We start from the raw sequence: 15802 nt of genomic DNA, 5'->3' as shown, positions 1-15802 counted from the left end.
CCAAATACGGAGTCTAATCAGAGCGAGCGTAAAGGACGCGTAAAGATTTCCCCATTGCCCGAGACGCTACGCTAGGATGGAGAAAAACCGAGCTTAACAGGAAATGGAAAGCACTATGGCAAACTACGGCGTAATCGACCTGGGGTCGAACTCAGTGCGCCTCGTCATCTTCGACGTGAAGGACGGCATAAGCAAAAAGAAGCCCATTACCTGCAAGGACTTCCGAAGCATCATCAACGACAAGGTAATGGCGGGGCTTTCGGCCTATGTCGAAGCGGGCGAATTCACCCAGGAGGGCATCGCCCGTGCTGTCGGCGTGCTCTCCGGGCACCTGAAACGAGCGCGCTATTTCAACTGCGTACGCACCGACATCTTCGCAACCGCCGTGCTGCGCAACTGCACGAACTCCCGCAAGGCCATCCGCGCAATCGAAGAGGCCATAGGAGCTCCCGTGAACCTGCTTTCCGCCCGCGACGAGGCGCATCTCAGCTTCACGGGAGCCTCATGCGATCGCACGATCGAGAAGGGCACCGTGGTCGATCTGGGCGGCGGGTCAACCGAGCTCATCCGCGTCGAAGAAGGGCGCGACTTCGACGACGTGAGCATCGGGCAAGGATCGCTCTCCTCCTACGCGGGATACGTGGAGTTCGTCATGCCCCAGGCAGACGAGGTCGAAGCAATCGAGCGCGCGTTCCTCGATCAAGTTGCAAAAACACCTGTTGACCTCAAGAAGTACCGTGCAGAGACGCTCTATGGCGTCGGAGGAAGCGCTCGTGCCGCCGCAAAGCTCTACGCCCAAATGACCGGCGAGTCTTGCCGGCCGAAAACCCTCACACCCGAGCATTTCGATGCGCTGCTCGATCTTCTGGAGAACAACCCGTCGAAATTCGCCCACCTTGCAGCGCGGGCCGTTCCCGAGCGCATCCACACGGTCGGGCCCGGTTGTGTCATCCTCAGCACGCTCATGCAAAAGCTCGATGCCCGCAAGCTGGAAATATGCAAGCGCGGCGTACGCGAAGGCTATCTCATCGAGCGCATGCTTGGCAATGCGCCTTGCTCGAGGGTAAAGGCTCAGTAACGCTTTCGGCTCATCGTTCCACGGCGCGTTATCATGAAGGGCAGCGCTAAGAACGCGTCATCATGCACATCAAGGAGGCTCTCTGCATGGCCAACGACAATCCCACTTCATCTGACCAGGTCATTCCCGCAGCAGGCAACCCTGCACCCTATCTGCAGAACCGCGAGCTGTCATGGCTCGACTTCAACGAGCGCGTACTCGAACAGGGCGCCGACGAGTCGGTCCCTCTTCTGCAGCGTCTGAACTTCATCTCCATCTTTTGGAGCAACCTGCAGGAATTCTTCATGGTGCGCGTCGGCAGCCTGACCGACTTGTCGCTCGTGAAGAAGCACATTGTCGATTCCAAGTCCAACATGACGCCCTCCGAGCAGCTTCGCGCTATCTACCTGCGCTGCCACGAGCTCTACCCTGCTTACGAACGCACCTTCGAGCAGGTTCGCCTGCTGTTGAACAAGGTCGGGGTCACGCATGTTCGTCCCAACGAGCTTACCGATGAGCAGCGCTCCTACCTGGCAGAATACGCCGAAGCCAACGTGACACCGTTCCTCTCCCCGCAGATCATCAATGCCCGCCACCCCTTCCCGCATCTGGAAAACGGCGCGCTCTACATCGTCGTGCGTCTCGACGAAGAAGCCGACAACGCCCAAGACCAGGCAAAAAGCGAGCACAAGAAGAAGGGAAAGAAAGGCAAGAAAAGCAAGGGGAAGCCGGCGAAAGAATCCACGAAGAACGCCTCCCTTTCGCAAAACGTCGGCGCCGAGGGAACCATGCTCGGCCTCATCCCCCTGCCGCGCCAGTGCGCGCGCGTTGTGAAGCTGCCAGGCGATGGTTTTTCCTTCATCTTGCTTGAGCATGTGGTGGAAATGGTCGCCGAACAGGTATTTTCCATGTACACCGTGAAGCATACCAACGTCATCTGCGTCACGCGCAACGCCGACATCGACGCAACGGAGTCCACCGACGAGAACGACGAGGATTACCGCGAGCACATGAAGCGCATCTTGAAGAAGCGCGCGCGCCTGGCTCCGGTGCGCCTCGAGAGCGAGCGCGAGCTCTCCGACACCCTCGAGCCTCTGCTGCTCGATCGCCTGAACCTGAAAAAGCATCAGATGTTCACGACGTCGGTGCCGCTCGACCTGAGCTTCACCTGGGGCTTAGCTTCGCATCTTTCCGAAAAGCAATGCGCAGCGCTCGTGTATCCGCCGTTCACGCCGCAATGGCCGGCATGTCTCGACCGCAAACGTCCCATCATGGACCAGGTGACGGCAGGAGGCGACGTGCTGCTTTCCTACCCTTACGAGAGCATGGACCCATTCGTGCAGCTTTTACGCGAGGCGTCGCGCGACCCGCACGTCATCTCGATCAAGATCACGCTCTACCGCCTGGCAAGCCAGTCGCACCTCGCCGAAGCGCTCATCGACGCCGCCGAGAACGGCAAGGAGGTCACCGCGTTGTTCGAGCTGCGCGCGCGCTTCGACGAGAGCAACAATATCGAATGGTCGCAGCGCTTCGAGCAGGCCGGATGCAACGTCATCTACGGCTTCCGCGATTATAAGGTGCACAGCAAGATCTGCTGCATCACCCGCCAGACCGACGACGGTATCCAGCACATCACGCAGCTCGGCACGGGCAATTACAACGAGAAGACGGCCAAGCTCTACACCGACTTGTCGCTCATCACGACGAGCCCCACGATCGGCCGCGATGCGACGGAGTTCTTCCGCAACATGGCGCTTGAGAACGTGTCGGACAACTACGATGTGCTGTGGGTAGCGCCCTTGCAGGTGAAACCGCTCATCCTGAAGAACATCGACCACCAGATCGAGCTTGCGCGGCGAGGCGAGCCGTGCGGGCTGTTCTTCAAGACGAACTCGGTCACCGACAAAGAGATCATCGACAAGATCGCGGAGGCATCGCAGGCGGGCGTGAAGACCGTCATGCTCGTTCGCGGCATATCGTGCCTGGTCCCAGGCGTGGAAGGCTATACCGAGAACGTGCGCGTCGTGTCCATTGTGGGGCGCATGCTCGAGCATAGCCGCATCTACGGCTTCGGACCGCGCACGAACATGAAAATATACCTGGCGAGCGCCGACCTCATGACGCGCAATATGGACAAGCGCGTGGAAATCGCCTGGCCCGTGCTCGACGAGAAGCTGCGCGACCGTATTCTGTCCTACATCGATGTCTCGCTTTCCGACACGGCAAAGCTGCGCGAGCTGCTTCCCAACCGTCGCTACACGCCGCTTGGGTTCTTCGCGCAGGTGAGCCCCGAGGGCGAGACGATTCGTTTCGACTCGCAGGCGCATTTCATGGACGAGGCGCGGCTTAAGGCGCGCATGAGCACCGAGGTGGAAGTCGAGCGCGAGGTTGAGAAGCGCGAGGTTGAGAAGCGCGAGGCGGTCGCAGCTGCTGAGCCTGCAACTCCCGTGACGGCGACGGCCCCCGCGGCAGCGGCTGCGGCCCCCGCAGGCGCGGCGACTCCCGCGACCTCGGAGGCTGCCACGGTTCCTCCAGAGGCGACGAGCACGACGAGCAGTGCCGCTCCCGCAGACGCGGCTAGCACCTCCGAGCCTGCGCTCGAGCCCGATGCTATCGAGCCCGCCGAGAAAGCGACGACCACGGCGATCTTGCCCCACATCGAGCAACCGCCGCACAAGCCGAGCCTGCTCGTACGCGCACTTGCCGCAGCCATTCGCTTCTCCAACAGGAGAAAGTAAACATTTCTCCCTATTGCCGCGGGCGTATCGTAGCATGTAAGAAGGCCCGTCTAAGCGGGCCTTCTTGCTGAATGGTGCAACGAAAAATGTGTGCTGGCCTGCGTCAACGCCCTTCGGACACACTTTTTAATCGCGTCCCGATTTGTGGTGCATCAAGGGTCATCGCCGGAACCGCCGGCCACCCTTCTTTTCGAAAAACGAGGTGCGAGGGACAAATAATGCCGATATGTGAGTCCTCGAAGTCGGTAGCGATTGCTCGCTCGCGCTTATGTCAGCGTTTTCCCAGGTCCGAATTATCGAAAGGAAGTTTGCCTTATACTACTCCTCACATATCGACCTTTTTTGTCCACGATGAATCGATTTCGAGAAAGAAAGGTTTAGGGGCACAAGAACAGCATCCCGCGAGCCCGCGCAGGCCATCGCGCCCGAGCGCCCGAACACCGAGCTGACAGACACGCGCGATCTTGAACGCCGGGCTCGCGAGCGACGGCTCGGGGCGTATGGGCGCGCACGCACCCCGAGGACCGCGCGCCTCCCCTGCGCGCTACAGCATCGCGAGCAGCTCCTCGTCGGTCGGGTTGTCGAGCGCGTCAATCAAATCGCGCACCTCCGCAAGCTGGCCTTCCAGCTCGTCGAGCCGCGCCTGGATCCGATCCTTCTCCGCACGCGCGAACATGCCCAGGCCAGCGAGCTGCTTGCGCAGCTCGTCCTCTTCGGCGCACAGGCGCTTGCCATCGGCCATGAGCTCCGCCCGATCCGCCTCGTGCGCTTCCTGAAACGCCGCCGAAAGCCGCGTGCGCTCGGTCTTCAACACGACGCCCGCCCTGGCCGCCACTTCCTGCGTGAACGACTCGGGAAAACGCTGCACAATGCTCTCGGGAATCGAGGCCGCATCGAGGCTGGTGCATCCGCGAAACGCCCGCGGCTCGATTTCCTCCACGCTCTCGGGGATCACGACCTCGCGAAGGGCTTGGCATCCCGAGAAGGCCTCCTCTCCAATCACCTTCAACGTGCCGGGCAGTTCGATCCGCTCAAGCTCGGTGCAGCTTGCGAACGCACGTCGGCCGATTGTCTTCAGGGCGCCAAACTGCACGTCAACAAGCGAGGTGCAACGCTGAAAGGCATAGCGGTTGATCTCGGTCACCCCAGGCGCCACGATGCGGGAAAGCGAGGTTGCTCCCTGGAACGTGGCGTCATCGATGCAGCCGAGCGTTTCAGCAAACGTTATCTCGCGCAGCGAGGTGCAGTGTTGGAAAGCGCGCTTTCCCACCATAGCGACATCACCTGGAAAATCGACCTGCACGAGGTTGCGGCAGCCATCGAAGGCGGCATCCCCCACCTCAATGAGGCTTTGGGGGGCGCGCAAGGAACGCACCTCGCCCTTGAAGCGAAACGCCTTCGCCCCGATGCCGACGACACCGTCGGGCAGCACGGCATCGATGCGCTCATCCGGCTCGTCGGGGGTGAACTTCGCGACTATGATCTCGTATGCCATGGGTCTCCCTCACCTCGAGCACCAGGAAAGAAACCGCCCCCGGTGAACAGCGGCGATATGCGATATCTTCTAGATTTCGGCCTCAACGACAGCGGCAATCGCCTCGGCATGCGTCTTCGCGGCGTCCGCGTCCTCCGCCTCGACCATCACGCGAACCACGGGCTCCGTGCCGCTCGGGCGCAGCAGCACGCGGCCCGAATCGCCAAGCGCTTCTTCGGCCTTCGCGACGGCAGCGGCGATGGCCTCGTTGCCTTCCACCGCATGCTTGTCGCGCACCCGCACGTTGATAAGCGTCTGCGGGAACTTCTTCATAATAGAAACGACATCAGCCACCGGCATATCCGCCCGCTTCACCGCCGCGAGGAACTGGCAAGCCGTCATAAGGCCGTCGCCCGTGGAGTTGTGCTCAAGAAGGATCATGTGGCCCGATTGCTCGCCGCCGATGGCGTAGCCCTTCGCGCGCATCTCCTCGAGAACATAGCGGTCGCCCACCTTCGTCTGCACGACAGTGATGCCGTTGTCGCGCATCGCGTGGACGAACCCGAGGTTGCACATCACGGTGGACACGACAGTGTCCTCGGGCAGGCACCCGCGGCGCTTCATATCGAGCGCGCATACGGCCTCGACCATATCGCCGTCGATCTCGGTGCCGTCGGGCGTCATGAGCATCACTCGGTCAGCATCGCCGTCGTGCGCCACGCCGACGTCCGCACCGCTTTCGCGCATGAGCTGGGCAAGCGGTTCGAGATGGGTGGAACCGCAGTTCACATTGATATCGGTGCCGTCGAAGTCCTCGTTGATGGCGATGACCTCCGCGCCTAAGCGGCGAAAGGCCTCAGCACTTGTGAGCGACGAGGCGCCGTGCCCCGTGTCGAGCGCGATGCGCATACCCGAGAAGTCGATGCCCTGCGCGCGCACGCTCTGAACCGCATGCTCGATGTAGATTTCACAGGCCTCGTCAACAGGAAGGGCAACGCCCACCTCGTCGCCGGGAAGCATCGCGGCGGCGTCCTCGCCCTCCGCGCCCTCCTCGGCTCGATCAGCAGCACCCTCGAGGCCGCCCTTCTTGATAAACTCCTCGATCTTATCTTCCACCTCGTCGGGAAGCTTGTAGCCCTCGGCGTCGAAGAGCTTGATGCCGTTGTACTCCGGCGGGTTATGCGAAGCGGAGATCACCGCACCGCCGTCGGCGTGCAGCTCGCGCACGAGCAGCGCAACCGCAGGCGTAGGGATAATCCCCACCGAAAGCTCGGTTCCCCCCGCACTCATGATGCCGGCGGCAAGCGCCGATTCCAGCATGTCGCCCGACAAGCGGGTGTCCTTGCCGACCACGATGTTCTTGCCGAGGAACACGGCCGCAGCCTGTCCCAAGCGATAGGCAAGCTCGCAGGTGAGCTCGGTGTTCGCGACTCCGCGGACACCATCGGTTCCAAATAGACGTGCCATAGGCTACTTACCCCTTTTAACGTGGCCTTGCTTGAGGCGAACCGCCCCCGAAGGTCGCTCTTCGTCGGTCATGCGCTCGTTGAGCTCGGCGGCGAACTCATCCAAATCGATGCCATAACGCTCGAGCACAACAAGAAGATGATACACCACGTCGGCCGCCTCATAGCGCAGGTGGTCGGTGCACGCATCAACGCGCTCGCCCGCGGCAGCGACCAGCGCTTCATGGCCATGCGCGTGGTGCTCCATAGCCCTCAACATCACGAGCTCCGACTCGACGTCCTTGGCTGCAAGTCCCACTTCACCTGCCTCTTCCATCACCTTCTTGAGCGGCTTGTCGGCCGGCCCATAGAGAAGCTGGTGCGTGTAGCTTTCCTCGCCTGCATCCCGGCGCGCGCGAATCGTCGCAGCGAGCGCCTCGATTGTGGTTGCAATCTGCGAAGACGGGGCAACCTCGCCTTCGGGGACATACGTTTTCTCAGACATATGCGCCTTTCCTTGACCTGGCGCCCCATGCGGATTGCGAGGGGGACAATCCCCCTATCCGCGAGGCTTCCTTGTCCTGCACGGGAAAATGACGAAAGGCCCCGAGGTACCCAGGATCGCCCGTGCGCACGCTTGCGTACTTGGAAGGTACGCGCCGCGATGCGCAGGGGCAAAGCTGAGTGCCTCAGGGCCTCACAGCGTCAAGTGGATCCGCCGCCCGTGGGGGCGGCGGAATGATTATTCCTCGTCCTTGTCGTCCTCGTCGGAATCGTCGGAATTATCCTCGTCATCGGCGTGCTTCAAGCTGAAGCCGAAGTTGCCGACCGACCCGAGCAGCTCGTCGAGCTCCTCGAGGTTGCGATGGTAGCTGCGCGGAGGCAGCGCCTCGCCGAGCATGTCCTCGCCTTCCGTGTTGAACGTCGCCGGCTCGTCACCGCCGATGAGGATGTTGTCGTCGGGGCTGAAGACCATGTCAAGCAGCTGGCTCATGTCGTCGGAGGATGCCGAAAGGTCGTCCTCGATGACGTAGAGCAGGTCGTGCTCCTTCAAGCCCTCCTTGAGCTCCTCGATCGCCTTCACGCCGATGCCTTCGATGCGAAGGAGATCCTCCTCGGTGTGGCCCACCAGATCGGCGACCGTCTCGATGCCCGCCTCGCTGAACTTGTTGGCCCAACGCTGCGAAACGCCCAGGTCGTCGAAGATGTACAGGCGCGCATCCTCGTCGGAAAGCTGCGGACCGCGATGCCCGAGCGACAGGCCCGAGTAGTAGTTGCCGTAGCTCGACCCCATGGAGTTGAGGTAGCCATCGCCGTCGAGCGACCAATCCTGCGGCTGCGGCAGAAGCTCTTCCACCTCGCGCAGCGCGTCGGGAGCGGTATCCGGCAGCGTATCGCCGATAACCTTGCCCGTCGGGCGGCCCTTGTAGGTAAGGCCCACCTCGCGGTAGCGCTTAAGGCCGGTGCCAGCGGGAATCGGCTTGCCGATGATAACGTTCTCCTTCAGGCCAACCAAGTGGTCGGTCTTGCCCTCGATGGCGGCATCGGTGAGAACCTTGGTGGTCTCCTGGAACGATGCAGCCGACAGGAACGAGTCGGTGGCGAGCGAAGCCTTGGTGATACCCAAAAGCAGCGGCTGGCCGACCGGCGGGTTCTTGCCCTCGGCGATCAGAGCGTTCGCCTCGTTCTCGAACTCGTAACGGTTGACCTGGCGGCCCGGAAGGAACTCGGAATCGCCCGCGTCGAGCACAGCCACCTTGCGCAGCATCTGGCGCGCGATGACCTCGATGTGCTTGTCGTTGATGTCTACGCCCTGGGACACGTACACGCCCTGGACCTGGGCAACGATGTAGCGAAGCGTCGTGTTGGGGTCGGTCAGGCGCAGCAAATCGTGCGGGTTCACCGAACCCTTGGTGAGCTGCTGGCCAACCTTGACCTCGCCGCCGTCTTCCACGCCGGGGAACAGCGTCGCGCGAGCGGAAACGACGTACTCGCGGTAGTTGCCTTCCTGGTCGTGGATCGTGAGCGTCTTGGACGACTTGTCGCCGGAAACCTGCAGCGTGCCAGAGATCTCGGCGAGGACGGCCTGGCCCTTCGGCTTGCGCGCCTCGAAAAGTTCCTGAACACGCGGGAGGCCCTGCGTGATGTCCTCGCCTGCGACGCCGCCGGCGTGGAAGGTACGCATCGTAAGCTGCGTGCCCGGCTCGCCGATGGACTGAGCTGCGATGATGCCGACTGCGGTACCGATGTTGACCGGGCGTGCCGTCGCGAGGTCCCAGCCATAGCACTTCTGGCAAACACCGTGCTCGGCATGGCAGGTCATGACCGTGCGAATGGTCACTTCCTCGATACCCGCAGCGGCCATCTCGGCCAGCTGATCCATGGAGGAGATGTAGTTGTCGCCCTCGAGGACCACCGTGCCGTCGGTGCCCACAGCGGACTCGAGCAGGCAACGGCCGATGAGGTTCTCGTCGAGCTCGCCCTTCTCGTTGTACAGCGGGTAGGGAACGCCCTCGGCGGTGCCGCAGTCGATTTCGCGGACGATGACCTCCTGCGCGACGTCGACGAGACGACGCGTGAGGTAGCCGGAGTCAGCGGTACGAAGCGCCGTGTCGGCCATGCCCTTTCGAGTACCGTGCGTGGAGATGAAGTACTCCAACACCGACAGGCCCTCGCGGAAGTTCGACTTAACCGGAATGTCGATCGTCTGGCCCTTCGTGTCGGCCATGAGGCCGCGCATGCCTGCGAGCTGACGAATCTGCTTGATGTTACCACGAGCACCAGAGTCGGCCATCATGTAGATGGGGTTGTAGTGGTCGAAGTTGGCCGACATCGCGTCGCCGACCTTCTCGTTCGCATCGGTCCAGATGTCGACGACCTGCTTGTGACGCTCTTCGGGGCTCATGAGACCCATCTCGTAATCCTCGTCGATAGCGTCGACCTTGGCCTCGGCATCGTCGAGAATCTCCTTCTTGTTAGGCGGCACCGTCGCGTCGTACACCGAAACGGTAATGCCCGCGAGCGTGGCGTAATGGAAGCCCGTCTCCTTCAGACCGTCGAGGATCGGCGGCACGTCGGCGAGGTCGTAGCGGTTGCAGACGTCCTCGACCAAGCGGCCGATTTCCTTCTTGTTCATCTGGTAGTTCATGAACGGGTAATCGTCCGGGAAGACGTTGTTGAAGATGATGCGGCCGATGGTCGTCTCGAGGCGCGTGCCAGCCTTATGCTCCTCATAGGTGTGGAACGCAGTGGCAACCTGGGTGTCCTTCGGAAGGCGAACCCAGATCTTGGCCTGCAGGTCGACGTCGGCATGAGCGTCGTGCGCGTTCACGGCGTCCGCGAAGTTCACGAACGCACGACCCTCGCCCGGGAAGTTGTCGCGAGCGGCGGTCAGGTAGTACACGCCGATGATCATATCCTGCGTCGGCACGGTCAGAGGACGACCATGAGCAGGGGATTTGATGTTGTTAGCGGAAAGCATGAGCACGCGCGCCTCGGCCTGAGCCTCGGCTCCCAGAGGAACGTGCACAGCCATCTGGTCGCCGTCGAAGTCGGCGTTGAACGCCGTGCAGACGAGCGGATGGAGCTTGATGGCCTTGCCTTCGACGAGCACCGGCTCGAACGCCTGGATGCCCAGACGGTGCAGGGTAGGTGCGCGGTTCAAAAGCACGGGATGCTCGACGATGACTTCCTCGAGAACGTCCCACACGTAGCTCGCGCCACGATCGACGGCACGCTTCGCAGCCTTGATGTTAGCGGCGTATTCGAGCTCGACCAGGCGCTTCATGACGAAAGGCTTGAACAACTCGAGGGCCATCTGCTGCGGCAGGCCGCACTGGTGCAGCTTGAGCGACGGGCCGACGACGATAACCGAGCGGCCGGAGTAGTCGACGCGCTTGCCGAGCAGGTTCTGGCGGAAGCGGCCCTGCTTGCCCTTGAGCATGTCGGAGAGCGACTTCAGCGGACGGTTGCCCGGGCCCGTGACGGGGCGGCCGCGGCGACCGTTGTCGAAGAGGCTGTCGACCGCTTCCTGGAGCATGCGCTTCTCGTTGTTCACGATGATCTCGGGGGCACCGAGGTCGAGCAGGCGCTTCAAGCGGTTGTTGCGGTTGATCACGCGACGGTACAGATCGTTCAGGTCGGACGTCGCGAAGCGGCCGCCGTCGAGCTGCACCATCGGGCGCAGGTCGGGCGGGATGACCGGGATGACGTCCAAGATCATGTCGGAGGGCTTGTTGTCGGACTTCAGGAACGCGTCGACGACCTTCAGGCGCTTGATCGCCTTCGCGCGCTTCTGGCCCTTGCCGTTGGCGATGGTGTCGCGCAGCTCTTCGGCGGCCCCTTCGAGGTCCATCGCGTCGAGCAGATCGCGCACCGCCTCGGCACCCATGCCGCCGGTGAAGTAGTTCTTGTAGTTCATGCGCATCTCGCGATAGAGCGCCTCTTCGGGAACGAGCTGCTTGGGCTCGATCTTCATGAAGGCCTCGAAGGCGTCCTGACGCAGCTGCTTGCGCTCGATGAACTCCTCGTGGATATCGGCGATCTCGGCCTCGACCTCTTCGGGGGTCAGGCGCTCGTCCTCGTCGATCTCGTCGACGAAGTCATCGTCTTCCGGCACGTAGTCGGTGCCCAGTCGGCGCGTCGCCTCGATGAGGCGGTCGCGCTCGGCGTCGAGCTCCTCGAGGTCGGCGGCAAGCTCGTCACGAAGCTCGTCAGCGTCCTCGTCGCGGCCTTCCTTGTCAACCGAAGTGATGATGGAGCTGGCGAAATACAGCACCTTCTCCAGCTCTTTCGGCGGGATGTCGAGCAGGTAGCCAAGGCGGCTCGGGCTGCCCTTGAAGTACCAGATATGGGACACGGGCGCAGCGAGCTCGATATGGCCCATGCGCTCGCGGCGAACCTTGCTGCGGGTCACTTCGACACCGCAGCGCTCGCAGACGATGCCCTTGAAGCGAACGCGCTTGTACTTGCCGCAGGCGCACTCCCAGTCCTTGGTAGGACCGAAGATCTTCTCGCAGTACAGGCCGTCCTTTTCGGGCTTGAGCGTGCGGTAGTTGATGGTCTCGGGCTTCTTGACCTCGCCGTGCGACCAGCTGCGGATATCGTCGGCGCTCGCGAGGGAGATGCGAAGCGCGTCGAAGTTGTTCACGTCGAATTCGGTCATCTCTTACTCCTCTCCACCGATAAGGTCGTTGGTCGTATCGTCATTAGATGAATCGCCCATCAATTCTCCCAGTTCAGCTGCGATGTCATCGAGAGCCTTGTCAGACTCTTCCTCAGAAAGCTTCGCGTCCGCGGCAATCGCATCGAACAGCGCCTGATCCGAATCGTCGTCCTTCTTCTCGACGACGCCTTCGTCCTCGCTGATCGGCTGCATGTCGTGGCCCTCGAGCTCGACGTTCAAGCACAGCGACTTCATTTCCTTCACGAGAACCTTGAAGCTCTCCGGCACCTCCGCGGGCGGGATGTTCTCGCCCTTGACGATGGCCTCGTAAGACTTCACGCGGCCGGCGGTGTCGTCGGACTTCACGGTCAAGATTTCCTGCAGCACGTTGGAGGCGCCGTATGCGTAGAGCGCCCACACTTCCATCTCGCCGAAGCGCTGGCCGCCGAACTGGGCCTTGCCGCCGAGGGGCTGCTGGGTGATGAGGCTGTAGGGGCCGGTCGAGCGGGCGTGGATCTTGTCGTCGACCATGTGGCCCAGCTTCAGGATGTAGGTCTGGCCGACCGTGATCGGCTCGCGGAACTTCTCGCCCGTGCGGCCGTCATAGAGCCAGGTCTTGCCAGTGCGGGACAGCTGCGGAACGAACTCGTCGCGCGCCAGGTCACCGTACTTGGCATGGTTGATGTTGATGAGGTTCTTGTTCGCATGCTCGATGGCGTCGGAGATTTCCTCCTCGGTCGCACCGTCGAAGACAGGCGTCGCCACGAACTGCGGGCCGGCAACCGGCTTGTCGGTGTCCTCGTCAGACCAGCCCCACTTGGCAGCCCAGCCGAGATGGTTCTCGAGCAGCTGACCGACGTTCATACGGGAAGGAACGCCGAGGGGGTTGAGCATGACGTCGATCGGGGTGCCGTCGGCGAGATAGGGCATGTCCTCCACCGGAAGCACGCGGGAGATGACGCCCTTGTTGCCGTGGCGGCCGGAAAGCTTGTCGCCCTGCTGGACCTTACGCTTCTGAGCCACGAAGATGCGGATAAGCTCGTTCACGCCGGGGGCAAGCTCGTCGCCTGCCGCGCGGCTGAAGCGGTGGATGCCGATTACGCGGCCGCCGGAGCCATGGGGCACCTTAAGCGACGTGTCGCGCACCTCGCGGGCCTTCTCGCCGAAGATGGCGCGCAGAAGGCGCTCTTCAGCGGTGAGCTCGGTCTCGCCCTTCGGGGTGACCTTGCCCACGAGCACGTCGCCCGGGAACACCTCGGCGCCGATGCGGATGATGCCGTCAGCATCGAGATCGGCCGTCATGTCGTCGGACATGTTTGGGATCTCGCGAGTGATTTCCTCGGGGCCGAGCTTGGTGTCGCGCGCATCGACCTCGTATTCGGAGATATGGATGGACGTGAGCAGGTCTTCGGCAACCACGCGCTCGGACACGATGATAGCGTCCTCGTAGTTGTAGCCTTCCCACGGCATGTAGGCGACCATGAGGTTCTGGCCGAGTGCCAGCTCACCGCCGTCGCAGGACGGGCCGTCGGCGAGCACATCGCCGGCATGGACCTCGTCGCCCTTGCGGACGATCGGGCGATGGTTGATGCAACCAGACTGGTTGGAGCGCTGGAACTTGGGCACCAGGTACTCGTCGTATTCTCCGTCGTTGTTGAGCACGATAATCGTCTGGCCATCGACGTAGTCGACCACGCCCGGGTTCTGAGCGACCAGGATCTCGCCGGAGTCGACCGCGATGCGGTGCTCCATGCCCGTGCCGACGAGCGGGGCGTGCGGCTTGAGCAGCGGCACAGCCTGACGCTGCATGTTCGAGCCCATGAGGGCGCGGTTCGCGTCGTCGTGCTCGAGGAACGGGATGAGCGACGTTGCGACCGACGTCATCTGACGCGGGGAAACGTCCATGTAAGTAACCTGCTCGGGCAGCACCTCTTCAGGCTCGCCGAACACGCCGGAGGCGTCCTTGGTACGGCAGAGCACGCGCGTTGCCTTGTGGAACACGCCGTCGGCATCGGTGGTGCCGAACTCGCGGGTCTCGAGGTTGAACGTCTCGTTCGCCTGGGCGATCGTGTAGTTCTCCTCCTCGTCGGCCGTGAGGTAGTCGATGTCGTCGGTCACCTTGCCGTCGACCACGCGGCGGTAGGGCGTCTCGATGAAGCCGTAGGGATTGATGCGGCCGAACGTCGCGAGCGAGCCGATAAGGCCGATGTTCGGGCCTTCAGGCGTCTCGATCGGGCACATGCGGCCGTAGTGGGAGTTGTGGACGTCGCGGACTTCGAAGCCTGCGCGCTCGCGGGACAGACCGCCCGGGCCGAGTGCGGACAAACGACGCTTGTGCGTGATGCCTGCGGCGAGGTTCGCCTGGTCCATGAACTGCGAGAGCTGGGAGCTTCCGAAGAACTCCTTGATGGCAGCCACGATCGGGCGGATGTTCACGAGCGACTGCGGGGTGATCTCGTCAGGCTCCTGCATGCTCATGCGCTCGCGCACGACGCGCTCCATACGGGAGAGGCCGATGCGGAACTGGTTTTGAATGAGCTCGCCGACCGTGCGGATACGGCGGTTGCCGAAGTGGTCGATGTCGTCGACGCTCGCGCCTTCCTCACCGGCATGCAGCGCGATGATGTATTTCATCGTGGCGGTGATGTCCTCGTCGGTCAGGGTCGAGGCGTCGTTGTCGGCGTCGAAGCCGAGCTTCTTGTTGATCTTGTAGCGGCCGACTTTCGCCAGGTCGTAACGCTGCGGGTTGAAGAACAGGCCCTCAAGCAGCGTACGCGCGGAGTCGATCGTGGGCGGCTCGCCCGGACGGAAGCGCTTGTACAGCTCGATGAGGGACTCTTCCTTGGTGGTTGCCGGGTCGCGATCGAGGGTGCGCAGCACCATGTCGTCGGAGCCCAGAAGGTCGATGATCTCCTCGCGCGTCTCGGCAAGGCCGAGGGCGCGGACGAGCAGCGTGGCCGGCTGCTTGCGCTTGCGGTCGATGCGCACGGAGAGGATGTCGCGCTTGTCGGTCTCGAACTCGAGCCATGCGCCGCGGCTCGGGATGACCTTCGCGTTGTAGATGGTCTTGTCCGACGTCTTGTCGCGCTCGGACGAGAAGTACACGCCCGGGGAGCGAACGAGCTGAGAGACGACGACGCGCTCGGTACCGTTAATGATGAAGGTACCGCGGTTCGTCATGAGCGGGAAATCGCCCATGAACACGTTCTGCTCCTTGATTTCGCCCGTCTCACGGTTGATGAAGCGGATTTCCACGAACAGGGGCGCCTGATACGAGACGTCCTTCTCCTTGCACTCATCGACGGTGTACTTCGGCTCGCCGAACTCATGCTTGCCGAACTCCACGCACATGTCTTTCGTGCTGTTCTCGATAGGAGCGATGTCCTGGAAAGCTTGCTGGAGGCCTTCTTCCTTGAACCACTTGAAGCTATCCGTCTGGATTGCGATAAGATTGGGGACGTCCATTACGTCCGGAATCTTCGCGAAGCTTCTGCGATTCCTATAAAGGCTGGTGGGAGCGCTAGTTTTTGCTTTGGCCACGAGGCTTTTCCTCCTTCACGCACGCACTCATTTCCCAAAAAAGTTGCAATCGAAAAAGATACTATGGGGATAGTTGCGTGTCAAGAAAAATTTTTACGAGCTGTGGAAGTTTTTTGTTCTTTCGGCCTTTAAGCTGGGGAAACGAGGCCGAAAAAGTTGCTTTCCGATGGTGTGCGCGGCGGAGGGCGAGGCGCGCAGCAGCGCGCGGGGCAACGCGAGGGGGGGCGGAGCGCGAGGCGGAGGAACCACACCCCGAGCGTACTTGTTCGGAAGGTGGCGACAATCGAGGCATAATTGCCGCTGCAAGGTTGCTTCCCCGCACTAATAATATGTAGTCTTTGGGTAAGCTTTTGGATTTATGCCACGAACCTTCGGCTGAAAGCC

At 62.1% G+C, this 15802-nt stretch carries 7 protein-coding genes; 2 read left to right on the top strand and 5 right to left on the bottom strand.

Annotated elements, in window-relative coordinates:
* Positions 1 to 115: 115 nt before the first annotated feature.
* Both F8C90_RS04780 and ppk1 read left to right on the top strand, forming a co-directional pair.
* A complete protein-coding gene (locus F8C90_RS04780; RefSeq protein WP_158049346.1) occupies positions 116 to 1078 on the top strand; it encodes a Ppx/GppA phosphatase family protein in 963 nt (320 codons plus the stop codon).
* An 86-nt stretch (positions 1079 to 1164) separates the two neighbouring features.
* The gene (gene ppk1 / locus F8C90_RS04775) at positions 1165 to 3795 is read left to right on the top strand and encodes a polyphosphate kinase 1 (RefSeq protein ID WP_211361024.1); all 2631 of its coding nucleotides are present in this window, start codon (positions 1165 to 1167) and stop codon (positions 3793 to 3795) included.
* 544 nt (positions 3796 to 4339) lie between these two features.
* On the opposite strand, the gene F8C90_RS04770 is transcribed toward ppk1, so the two are convergent.
* The 5 genes from F8C90_RS04770 to rpoB all read right to left on the bottom strand — a co-directional run bounded on the left by F8C90_RS04770 (position 4340) and on the right by rpoB (position 15343).
* On the bottom strand, positions 4340 to 5290 hold the full coding sequence (locus tag F8C90_RS04770) for a leucine-rich repeat domain-containing protein (RefSeq protein WP_158049316.1): 951 nt from the start codon (positions 5288 to 5290) through the stop codon (positions 4340 to 4342).
* A 69-nt stretch (positions 5291 to 5359) separates the two neighbouring features.
* The gene (glmM, locus tag F8C90_RS04765) at positions 5360 to 6736 is read right to left on the bottom strand and encodes a phosphoglucosamine mutase (RefSeq protein WP_158049315.1); all 1377 of its coding nucleotides are present in this window, start codon (positions 6734 to 6736) and stop codon (positions 5360 to 5362) included.
* A 3-nt stretch (positions 6737 to 6739) separates the two neighbouring features.
* Positions 6740 to 7219: a phosphoribosyl-ATP pyrophosphatase gene (locus tag F8C90_RS04760; protein ID WP_158049314.1), complete on the bottom strand. Its 480-nt coding sequence runs from the start codon at positions 7217 to 7219 to the stop codon at positions 6740 to 6742.
* A gap of 237 nt (positions 7220 to 7456) precedes the next feature.
* A complete protein-coding gene (locus tag F8C90_RS04755) occupies positions 7457 to 11878 on the bottom strand; it encodes a DNA-directed RNA polymerase subunit beta' (RefSeq protein ID WP_158049313.1) in 4422 nt (1473 codons plus the stop codon).
* A gap of 3 nt (positions 11879 to 11881) precedes the next feature.
* Entirely contained in the window at positions 11882 to 15343 is a 3462-nt protein-coding gene (gene rpoB / locus F8C90_RS04750; protein WP_417294847.1) for a DNA-directed RNA polymerase subunit beta, read from the bottom strand.
* Between the last annotated feature and the right edge of the window lie 459 nt (positions 15344 to 15802).

It is taken from the genome of Ellagibacter isourolithinifaciens (assembly GCF_008831035.1).
GTDB classification, from domain to species: domain Bacteria; phylum Actinomycetota; class Coriobacteriia; order Coriobacteriales; family Eggerthellaceae; genus Ellagibacter; species Ellagibacter isourolithinifaciens.
Note: the sequence above shows the minus strand (reverse complement) of the source record. Positions and strands in the feature narration are given on the sequence as shown.

What these genes read in the sequence shown, in the direction of transcription:
- F8C90_RS04780 (WP_158049346.1), top strand. Translation starts at nt 116, where the DNA reads ATGGCAAACTACGGCGTAATCGACCTGGGGTCGAACTCAGTGCGCCTC.
- ppk1 (WP_211361024.1), top strand. Translation starts at nt 1,165, where the DNA reads ATGGCCAACGACAATCCCACTTCATCTGACCAGGTCATTCCCGCAGCA.
- F8C90_RS04770 (WP_158049316.1), bottom strand. Translation starts at nt 5,290, where the DNA reads ATGGCATACGAGATCATAGTCGCGAAGTTCACCCCCGACGAGCCGGAT.
- glmM (WP_158049315.1), bottom strand. Translation starts at nt 6,736, where the DNA reads ATGGCACGTCTATTTGGAACCGATGGTGTCCGCGGAGTCGCGAACACC.
- F8C90_RS04760 (WP_158049314.1), bottom strand. Translation starts at nt 7,219, where the DNA reads ATGTCTGAGAAAACGTATGTCCCCGAAGGCGAGGTTGCCCCGTCTTCG.
- F8C90_RS04755 (WP_158049313.1), bottom strand. Translation starts at nt 11,878, where the DNA reads ATGACCGAATTCGACGTGAACAACTTCGACGCGCTTCGCATCTCCCTC.
- rpoB (WP_417294847.1), bottom strand. Translation starts at nt 15,343, where the DNA reads ATGGACGTCCCCAATCTTATCGCAATCCAGACGGATAGCTTCAAGTGG.